Consider the following 7,954-nt stretch of genomic DNA (forward strand, 5'->3'; position numbering starts at 1 on the left):
CGTATGTAGTTACGCGTGGATCGCTCATATCGTTTGAGAGATTTGCCCTCATCCTTCTTGATGTCTTTAATTTAACTAAGTATTAAGGGTTTTAATCTTTGTGACGGTAGTGGCGTCCAACCGTAAAGCTGCGGTTATTGGCAATAAAGAGCTATTTCTCTCCTTTCCCCCTATTAACCGTTTGTAAGGCAATATGCATTTCTTTTGTTCTCCCGCTCTTTGCTACCGTGTATACACAAGTCGGATGTAAAGAGGTGCATAAGATTTCCAAGAGGCAAAAACTTTGGATAATCTCATCTTAATTCACGCTAAAACTATACCACGAAAGCCATTGGCATACCTTCGGTTGATAAAAAAGGGGCGGTATTATATGAGGCGATTCCCCAACATCAATTGGTAAATATCTGGCAAATAAGTCGAGTAAATTGCTTAATGAAAGTGGTCTGATTAAATGGGAGCTAAAAATTACAAATGAAAGTAATACAGTTTATTAAATTTAGCAACGTGACAGCTTACCAGAAAGTATTACTATTTTGGAGATGTCTATAGAACTTCCTAGTGATGATTGTGCAATTATATTAATACCTAATTGTCCTTGTCCACCACATGAAGTAGATAGAACAGTAATACCATCTTGCTCCGCAAATCCATTAGAACCGTTAGATGTAAAGTTGGTAGTTTTAATGGAAGATATGGCTTGACCAAGAGAACCACCACTAAAGCTATAGGTTCTGCTTAAGCTAGCACCTTTACTCATTGGACTAACTGTAGCACTTCCTTGGTAAAGTATCTGCATATCTTCGACGAAGAAACCACTAGGAATAAAAGTCTGAGCACGTAAAATACACCTTTGACGCTGACCCTCGCTTGCACTAATTTGATCCAAGGCGATGGGTAAGGTAGTAGGGACAGATCCAGGAAGCGTATTTGTAACACTACATCCAGACGTTATTATTGCTCCAAAAGTAATACTAGGCAAATCTTCAGCCAAAGTCTTGGTTGTAATAACGTTCATTCCAAAAATTGTAGATATAGACAGTAACACACCAAATTTTTTAAAGTTCATATAGATTGTACTCATGTTGTTAAAGTTGTTTAAGGCGGTGAATTCTCAAGATAGTTAATGCAATACTTGAGCGCCTCGATTTTGATGCTTGATATTAGAAAAACAATGTGAGGAACTCGTGAATAAATAGGGTGCTTATTAAAACTTAAATCTTGTAAACGACATTCCCCAGTTGGAGGGTCAGGTAATGATATTTTAGGGTTTATTCATGTAAGTCCCTAAAAGCTATGTGTAACTTATTCTCTCACAAGAACATCGAACGGGAGCAACGCGATTTAGTGAGGTCGGGTAAAAAGGATAAAAGGATACATTCAATTTTAATTCTAAGATAATGACGATATCAGCGAAGGGACAGATGGAATAAATTCTCAATTCGTTTAGCGTCCATTACTCTACATAAATTGCTCCGAACTTACGTTAATTTGCTGATGCTTTTTTGCGCAATTTGTGATATATTCCTTTACATAAGAATTAGTTCATTAAATCGATAGATTTACCGTAGTTTGGGAAAAAGCTACAAATATGAAAATTTCTATGAGGCTGATATTCAACCACATACAGTTGAATTATAGGGGCGCAGCATTAGCAAGATTCTCTGCCGAACCCAAAAATTGCGTAGCGACAAAGCTCAGTGACCACCGTAGGCATCGCTATTGGGAATTAATCTGATGTCTGAGAGTAAATCTGTAGAACCTGCTTCAGTCCACAGTCGAATTCTTGTGCCTCAACGGTATAACAGGCAACCTGTAATTTCTCGGCTGGTGTCTCGTTATGGTTTAACTGTCAATATTAAAGCTGCATCTCTGACATCCGACAGTGATAGCGATGGCTGGTTTGATTTGGAACTTTCAGGAAATCCTCAAAAACTGACAAATAGCCTATCTTACTTGCAAGGATTGGGAGTGAATTTACTGCAACTAGCGATCGCTAACCAAATTCAACCCAACCAGCACACTCTACCTTTCCCAAATCCAGCTAGCAAACTGAGTCCCAAAGACTCTGCATGGTTGACAAATAAATGGCAAGAACAATTCCAGCAATGGATTTCTCAGGGTCAAACCAATCGATTACGCTTGCAACTGTGCATCTTAAAATCTTATTACCAAGAACCAGTGATTTCCGAGTTAGTTTCTCGTTATGGACTAACAGTCAATATCACCAGTGCTATACTTCAACCCGATACACAAGATGACGGCTGGTTTGACTTGGATTTGTGGGGAAGAACAAAGCAACTCTACTCTAGCCTGAGTTATTTAGAAAAACTGGGACTACCGATTTGGCTAGATTTGTCTAGCGTTTATAGCGATGTCTACGACGGGCTACGCCTACGCTAATTAATAAAATCATCACTATCTAATGGCAGCACTAAATAACCAAAAAACCAGTTCCCAAAACAGATTATCATTGGTTTCTTCAGTTTCTGAAAAAAGCCAAGTTACTCAAATTCGTCTACGGATACATATTCCCAAATGCTATCTGCAAGCGCCCGTGATTTCGCAGTTAATTTCTAATTACGGCTTGGTAGTTAATATTACCAAGGCTATGCTACAACCAAATGCAGAAGGATGCTTTGACATTGAACTGCGGGGAACAGTGCCACAAATTTCTAGCGGTTTAGCTTACCTAGAATCCTTGAATCTTAGAATTATGGGCAAGCCGAATGCTGACGGCGATAGCTGGTTTTACTGAAATAATTAAATTTCATAGTACCAAATTTCTTCTTCTCGCAACACAATTCGATGTAGGGAGAGACGATCGATCAAGCCTTCTTGCTCAAACTGCCCAAGAACACGAGTGATTGTAACACGAGTTGAACCGAGCATTTCCGCCAGGTCTTCATGAGTCAGACGCATATCTATTAAACGTCCCTTCTCAACTTCCGAACCAAACTTTTTGGATAACCATGCCAATAGCTTGATAAGCATAGTATCCACTTTTTTATGGCTACGAATAATCATCAATTCTTGAGCTTGTTGGATATGGGCAAGTAGAGTTTCTGTTAGTTCAGTCCATTCCTCTAGAGGTAAAACTGTTGCCTCTACTTTAGTTAGGCATTCCATCTGATAAGGTTCTAATTTTGACAACCCCTTACCAACGACATCTCCAGGGCCCCACAATCCTAAAGCAACAGTTGTACCATCTTCCAGATAGCTAAAAGTTCTCACAAAACCCGTTTCAATCTTCCAAAGGTCGTTATGATGCTCTGGCAGAAATGACCTACGGGCAAAAAGTTGCTTAGTATTGTTACTGTTTGAACTAGATAAGCTTGTGTACAAAGACACCATATTGTATAACACTATTCTCCGATAAATTAACCGTAGTATTATATTTATATCAGGTTATAAGAACCTATGGGTATTTTAAAGAGGGGAGGAGGGGAGTGAAGAAGGGAATAGGGTACAGGTTATAGGGTATAGATAATTCCCTGTCACCTCTCCAAGAAGGGAATAGGTTACAGTTTACAGGGTATAGATAATTCCCTATCACCTCTCCAAGAAGGGAATAGGGTACAGGTTACAGGGTACAGATAATTCCCTATCACCTCTCCAAGAAGGGAATAGGGTACAGGTTACAGGGTACAGATAATTCCCTATCACCTGTCACCTGTCATCTATCACCTGTCACCTCTCCCCCTCCATTCCCTAAATTCCTGCACCATCAAGAAAATCTTCAATCATCCCATCAGAGTTTTTGCTCTTAGGGTTGTCGGTTAATTCGTCGCCAAGTTCAGTTGGGGACAAACTTGATTGTTCCAACTGCTCAAACTGTTTCTCTAGAGACTTGACGCGTTCAAATAAAGCGCGGATGACTTCAGCTTCTACGTCGCGTACTTTATCATGATCCAGAACATTGCTATTTAAGTTGTTTTGACGAGTTACGCGCCCTGGAATCCCAACTACTGTAGTGTTACTCGGAACATCTCGTAGCACCACAGAACCGGCTCCGATACGGACGCGATCGCCAATTTGAATATTTCCCAATACCTTCGCACCCGCTCCCACAACTACATGAGAACCTAAAGTTGGATGGCGTTTGCCGCTTTCTTTCCCAGTTCCGCCAAGGGTGACACCTTGATAAATCAGAGCATAGTCCCCCACGATCGCAGTCTCGCCAATCACAACTCCCATGCCGTGGTCTATAAACACTCCCTGGCCAATTAATGCCCCAGGATGGATTTCAATTCCGGTTAAAAACCTACTAATATGAGAGATGAATCTTGGTATAAAGGGAATTCCAATTTTATACAGCCAGTGCGCCAATCGATGAAACACTAGAGCTTGCAGTCCAGGGTAACAGAACAATACTTCTAGCCAGTTACGGGCTGCTGGGTCACGCTCAAAAATGGTTCGCAAATCAGTTATTAGCATACTCTGTTGAGATTTTTGTTGGTAGGTGAGGCTCTGAAAACAGAAACTCAGGATGATTCCCAGAAAAAGATCGAGTCTTTATATTGGGAATTGTGTAATATCTAAATCTACGGTAAGTCGATAGAGTATAGTGTTTTTGTGGGTAATAAGTGGGATGTTATCACATTCCACAGTTGAAAAAAATTAATTTCGCATAAACTGCGAGAAGTCCCTCAATTCACCGTAGTATATTGAGTACAGTGTTGAATAGCCAAAACTACGCTCTCTTGGATCTGTCTTCCAAAGTGGAATATGCGCTGCTGGCACTATTAGAACTGGCAAGCCACCACGGAAAAAAACTTCCTTTAACCATGAGCGAGATCGTTGCCAAGCAACCCATACCTGAGCGCTATCTGGAACAAATTTTGACCAACCTCCGGCGTGCTGGTGTGGTGCAGAGTCAACGCGGCTCTAAAGGAGGTTTCGTTTTAGTTCGGGAACCTTGGCAGATTACAATACTTGAAATTGTCACTTTGGTTGAAGGCGAGCGGAAAGAGAAAGATACCTCTAACTCTCCGACTCTGGAAAAGACTCTGGTTTATGAAGTTTGGGAGCAAGCTAACGCTGCCTCAATAGAAGTTTTGGGTCGTTATACACTCCAAGACTTGTGCGAGGAAAGAGAAACTCGCGCCCAGCAGAGTCCAATGTATTATATTTAGACACGACGGAGTACCCCCATGCGGATAGCGAAAGATATCACAGAGTTAATCGGCCGAACTCCTTTAGTTCAATTAAACAAGATTCCCCAAGCGTCAGGAGCGGTTGCTCGGATTGTGGTGAAGCTAGAAAGCATGAATCCAGCATCTTCTGTGAAAGACCGGATTGGCGCGAGTATGGTGGAAACGGCAGAAGAAGCAGGCTTGATTCACCCCGGAAAAACTGTTTTAGTAGAGCCGACTTCTGGAAATACAGGAATTGCGCTAGCGATGGTAGCAGCTGCCAAGGGCTACCATCTCATTCTAACGATGCCTGACACAATGAGCCACGAAAGACGATCCATGCTCAAAGCTTATGGCGCTCAACTAGAGTTAACGCCAGGGGTAGAAGGGATGCGAGGAGCGATCGCTCATGCAGAACAGCTTGTAGCTAAAACGCCCAATGCTTATATGTTGCAGCAGTTCCGCAACCCTGCTAACCCGAAAGTTCACGCCGAAACCACAGCCGAAGAAATTTGGAATGATACCGATGGAGAGGTAGATATTCTTGTGGCGGGAGTGGGTACTGGTGGCACAATTACGGGAGTTGCAGAAGTTATTAAAAAACGGAAGCCGAGTTTTAAAGCGATCGCAGTTGAACCCAGCAACAGTCCGGTATTAGCAGGCGGTAAATCAGGCCCTCACAAAATTCAAGGTATCGGCGCGGGATTTGTCCCAGCAATTTACCGTTCAGAACTGGTAGATGAAGTGATTCAGGTAGCAGATGAGCAAGCGATCGCTTACAGCCGTCGCCTCGCAAAAGAAGAAGGATTGCTATCGGGGATTTCGACTGGCGCTGCTTTATACGCGGCTATTCAAGTGGCACAACGGCCAGAAAATGCAGGTCGCCTCATCGTCATGATCCAGCCCAGCTTTGGCGAACGCTACCTCAGCACCTCACTGTTCAAAGACCCAGAAGAGAATGAGTGGTTGAGTAAAGTTTGATTTCTTATAGTAAGTAAGCATTCTCAGGATAAGACTCTTAATGAGGCAACTTAGAATCGTGAATTAAACTAAGTTCCAGGATTAGGTAGGGGCGGGTTTCCTTGATATGATCGTGAACTGTTAATTTAGATCGTCAAATCCGCCCTTCCTTGTTTATTAATACACTGTGGAGCATCTGATTAACAATAGCGATCGCCTAATCTTCTGTTCTTTTGGAATATTGCAATTGCTTAGGCACACTCTCCTGCTGTTCTACTGTGTACGCACAGCCGTTAGCTGATACAGAAACAGAAATTTTTTCAAACATCAATCCTTTTGGAAATTTCCGCCACGTCCGTCGTACTAGTGACATTCATTTACTAGAATTTTCGCCAATTTTATCGTTACTTTCATTATTTTTCACCAAAATCATCAAACAGACACCACTAGCAGCTAGCTTTATTGGACTTAAAGCTTCACTTTTTAATACAATAAAAACCCCTAATCCGATCAGAATAAAAGGCACAAGATTATTAATATAGTGAGTCAATACATCAGCTATGACTCTGTTGTTAATTAATTTGTATGCAACGTAGCACCAAACTCCTAACAAGAGAAAAAATAATCCGATAATTACCAAAAAACTCTCTAAGTTGCAGCTAGCAAATAAAGGCACGTAGACACTAATATTATCGCTACCATTGGCAATTGTAACAGCTGCCACACTATAAGCTTGGGGAGAAAAAAAGCTAGTAATTGTTGATGCTTCTTCTCTAGTAGCTACAACTTCTTTTGATGAATCTTCTTCTTGATTCACTAAGCTACTGATACCTATGGACATTGGTAGTAAACCAAGTAATCCAATCCAGTTTTTTGATAAAACTAATCCTCCAAATAAACCCGAAAGACTAAGGATTAACAAAACTGTAAAACCGAGAAACTGACCAGCAACTATATGCCGGGGGCGAAAGTTAGCATTTATTTGAGAAAAAAACAACAATAGAATGACAATATCATCAATGTTAGTGGCAATGAACGCAATTGCCCCTGTAGTAATTTCAGTAACTAACTCGCTCATATTTGACAGCAGTTTTCAGGTATTTAGACTACGACTAAGATGGAGAATAGGGAGTAGGGAGTAATGTAGTTCAATTACTTGAAAGGTTAATTTGGTATGGTGGTAAATCGTAGATTCTAAAAATCCAGCATGAGTCAGCTAGGGACAGCCTTTAGTGAAGGGATAATTGCCTTCATCGCCACTAACATAGATGACATCATTATCTTGTTAATATTTTTTTCACAGGTAGATGTTAATTTTCGGCGGCGGCATATCTTACTCGGTCAATATCTGGGTTTTACAGCTATTATTATCGCTAGCTTACCAGGATTTTTTGGTGGATTGGTTGTACAGCGAGAATGGATAGGATTGCTAGGACTACTACCAATAGCAATTGGTATTCAGCAATTAATATCTAGAAAAGAAGAAACGATAACAGTTCAGACAGTCAGCAGTGATTTTAGAGAGCTTACACCTACGAACCCGGTATTATCTTTTATTTTGAGTATTTTGCACCCCCAAACCTATAAAGTGGCAGCAGTAACGATCGCTAATGGTGGTGACAATATTAGTATATATATCCCTTTGTTCGCTGGTCATAACCTTACCAGTTTGGGAGTAATTTTAGGTATATTTTTTATCATGGTAGGGGTTTGGTGTGCGATCGCTTATTTTTTAAGTCGTCAACCTACCATTGCTAATATTTTAAGTCGCTACGGTAAAGCTGCCGTACCTTTTGTGTTAATTGGCTTGGGTCTGTTCATTATGTATGAACGAGGTACATTCACTTTAATACCTTCGGTAA

General features: G+C 41.0%; 9 protein-coding genes. 5 read left to right on the top strand and 4 right to left on the bottom strand.

The annotated features are described in order from the left end of the window. Positions 1–496: 496 nt before the first annotated feature. Entirely contained in the window at positions 497–1,015 is a 519-nt protein-coding gene (locus IQ229_RS05200; RefSeq protein ID WP_194041892.1) for a hypothetical protein, read from the bottom strand. A 719-nt stretch (positions 1,016–1,734) separates the two neighbouring features. Between IQ229_RS05200 and IQ229_RS05205 the strand changes: the two genes are divergently transcribed. Then, entirely contained in the window at positions 1,735–2,400 is a 666-nt protein-coding gene (locus IQ229_RS05205; protein WP_194041894.1) for an NIL domain-containing protein, read from the top strand. Between the two features lie 22 nt (positions 2,401–2,422). Beyond that, positions 2,423–2,755, top strand: a complete 333-nt coding sequence (locus tag IQ229_RS05210) for an NIL domain-containing protein (RefSeq protein ID WP_194041896.1) — start codon at positions 2,423–2,425, stop codon at positions 2,753–2,755. A gap of 5 nt (positions 2,756–2,760) precedes the next feature. Here the strand turns inward: IQ229_RS05210 and IQ229_RS05215 are convergent, their stop codons facing one another. Continuing rightward, complete coding sequence (locus IQ229_RS05215) at positions 2,761–3,351, bottom strand: Crp/Fnr family transcriptional regulator (RefSeq protein WP_194041898.1); 591 nt, start codon at positions 3,349–3,351, stop codon at positions 2,761–2,763. A gap of 357 nt (positions 3,352–3,708) precedes the next feature. Then, positions 3,709–4,434: a serine O-acetyltransferase gene (gene cysE, locus IQ229_RS05220; protein ID WP_409339895.1), complete on the bottom strand. Its 726-nt coding sequence runs from the start codon at positions 4,432–4,434 to the stop codon at positions 3,709–3,711. Positions 4,435–4,649: 215 nt separating this feature from the next. On the opposite strand from cysE, the gene IQ229_RS05225 reads away from it, so the two are divergent. Further along, the gene (locus IQ229_RS05225; protein ID WP_194041908.1) at positions 4,650–5,132 is read left to right on the top strand and encodes an RrF2 family transcriptional regulator; all 483 of its coding nucleotides are present in this window, start codon (positions 4,650–4,652) and stop codon (positions 5,130–5,132) included. A gap of 18 nt (positions 5,133–5,150) precedes the next feature. Continuing rightward, positions 5,151–6,113, top strand: a complete 963-nt coding sequence (gene cysK / locus IQ229_RS05230; protein WP_194041900.1) for a cysteine synthase A — start codon at positions 5,151–5,153, stop codon at positions 6,111–6,113. 352 nt (positions 6,114–6,465) lie between these two features. Here cysK and IQ229_RS05235 read toward each other — a convergent pair whose 3' ends face one another. Beyond that, entirely contained in the window at positions 6,466–7,170 is a 705-nt protein-coding gene (locus IQ229_RS05235) for a cadmium resistance transporter (protein ID WP_194041902.1), read from the bottom strand. A 129-nt stretch (positions 7,171–7,299) separates the two neighbouring features. Between IQ229_RS05235 and IQ229_RS05240 the strand changes: the two genes are divergently transcribed. Next, on the top strand, positions 7,300–7,954 hold a 655-nt coding region (locus IQ229_RS05240), incomplete at its 3' end, for a cadmium resistance transporter (RefSeq protein WP_194041904.1).

Origin of the sequence: Nostoc cf. edaphicum LEGE 07299 (assembly GCF_015207245.1) — a bacterium.
GTDB lineage: Bacteria > Cyanobacteriota > Cyanobacteriia > Cyanobacteriales > Nostocaceae > Nostoc > Nostoc edaphicum_B.